Source organism: Actinocrinis puniceicyclus (genome assembly GCF_018283645.1).
GTDB classification, from domain to species: domain Bacteria; phylum Actinomycetota; class Actinomycetes; order Streptomycetales; family Catenulisporaceae; genus Actinocrinis; species Actinocrinis puniceicyclus.
In genome coordinates this window covers 1-1,649 of the sequence record NZ_JAGSXH010000299.1, presented here as the reverse complement: position 1 = coordinate 1,649, position 1,649 = coordinate 1, and the positions used below count along the sequence as shown (strand labels likewise).

Annotated in this window: 2 protein-coding genes; one reads left to right on the top strand and one right to left on the bottom strand. The window is 68.4% G+C overall.

What is annotated here, in order from left to right:
* Nucleotides 1–26 precede the first annotated feature (26 nt).
* On the bottom strand, nt 27–353 hold the full coding sequence (locus KGA66_RS28885; protein ID WP_211472760.1) for a hypothetical protein: 327 nt from the start codon (nt 351–353) through the stop codon (nt 27–29).
* An 80-nt stretch (nt 354–433) separates the two neighbouring features.
* Here KGA66_RS28885 and KGA66_RS28880 point away from each other — a divergent pair, with 80 nt between their 5' ends.
* Entirely contained in the window at nt 434–1,612 is a 1,179-nt protein-coding gene (locus tag KGA66_RS28880; protein WP_211472758.1) for an IS630 family transposase, read from the top strand.
* The last annotated feature ends 37 nt before the right edge of the window (nt 1,613–1,649 follow it).

The window sequence follows — 1,649 nt, the reverse complement described above, 5'->3', positions numbered from 1 at the left end:
AGTCCTTCGGGGGTGCTTGAAATCTGTCAGAAGTCGGGAGCATCGAGGTAGAGCTCGCAGGCGCAATCCAGCGCTTCTTCCGGGGTGCCGGTGAAGCCGCCGGTGGGCAGGATCTGGTCCTCGTACTTGTCGCTGCTGGCCAGGTAGAGGCCGAAGCCCCACTCGTCGGCCGATCCCAGGTAGCGCAGCCGGATCAGCGGGACGATCTCGCCGTCGGGTAGTTCGGCGTCGATCCAGGCGAACGCCCCGTGGTGGCGCAAGCGCAACCCGGCCACCTCGGGCCGGCGGGTGCGGGCGTGGGCGGTCAGCCGGCGTTCGAGGGAGTCCTTGGTCGATTGCGGGACCGTGGCCACAGAACATCCTCCGCGTGGGGTGCTGGTGTCAGGGGGTTGCCGCTTCTGGGCCGGGGCGGGCCGTGCTCCACAGTGTCCTGATGCCCGCCGTCTGCGCAACACCGGTCACCCTGGCCGCATCCGATCGCCACCGACTGAAGAAGATGGCTTACGGCCACAAGACACCGTACCGGGACCGGCAGCGCGCCACGATCGTCCTGGCCGCGGCCCGAGGCCATTCCAACAGCCAGATAGCCGACCAGACCCGGATGCACCTAGACACCGTGCGATTGTGGCGCGGCCGGTTCGCCGCCGGCGGCCTGGAAGCCCTCGCCGACCGGAAACGCTCCGGACGCCCGACCCGGTTCACGGCCGTGCAGGCCGCCGAGGTCAAGGCACTGGCCTGCCAGCTGCCGGCCGAGACCGGGGCGCCGCTGTCCCGCTGGTCGTGCCCGGAACTGGCCCGGGAGGCCGTGGCCCGTGGCATCGCCGAGTCGATCTCGGCGTCCACGGTGCGGCGCTGGCTGGCCGCCGACGCGCTCAAGCCCTGGCAGTACCGCTCCTGGATCTTCATCCGGGACCCGGACTTCCAGGCCAAGGCCGACCACGTCCTCGGCCTGTACGCCGGCACCTGGGCCGGCGAGCCGTTGGGCCCCGACGAATACGTGATCTGCGCCGACGAGAAGACCTCGATCCAGGCCCGCTGCCGCTGCCATCCCACCCTCGCCCCCGGACAGGCCCGGGCAATGCGCGTCAACCACGAATACAACCGCGGCGGCGCCGTGGCCTACCTGTGCGCCTACGACGTCCACCAGGCCAGGGTGTTCGGCCGCTGCGAGGCGACCACCGGCATCGTGCCGTTCATGGCCCTGGTCGACCAGGTCATGACGCAAGAGCCGTACGCCTCGGCGAAACGGGTGTTCTGGGTCGTGGACAACGGCTCCTCCCACCGCGGCAAGGCCTCCATCGATCGGCTCGCCAAGGCATACCCGAACGCGGTCCTGGTCCACACCCCAGTCCACGCGTCCTGGTTAAACCAGGCCGAGATCTTCTTCTCGATCGTCCAGCGCAAAGTCGTGGCACCCAACGACTTCACGGACCTGGACCAGATCCGCGACCGGCTACAGGCATTCGAAGCCCGCTACAACGCCACGGCACAGCCGTTCCAGTGGAAGTTCACCACCACCGACCTGGAAGATCTGCTGGCCCGACTCGACCGGCGAGAGCAAGAAGAACACTCCCTCCGACACCAAGAATCCTCCCTCTCCCTCGCCGCATGATCAACCCCCGAAGGACTTACAGGCGCGACCACTTAGC

Coding starts and splice junctions, on each gene's coding strand:
- KGA66_RS28880 (WP_211472758.1), top strand. CDS start 434: ATGCCCGCCGTCTGCGCAACACCGGTCACCCTGGCCGCATCCGATCGC.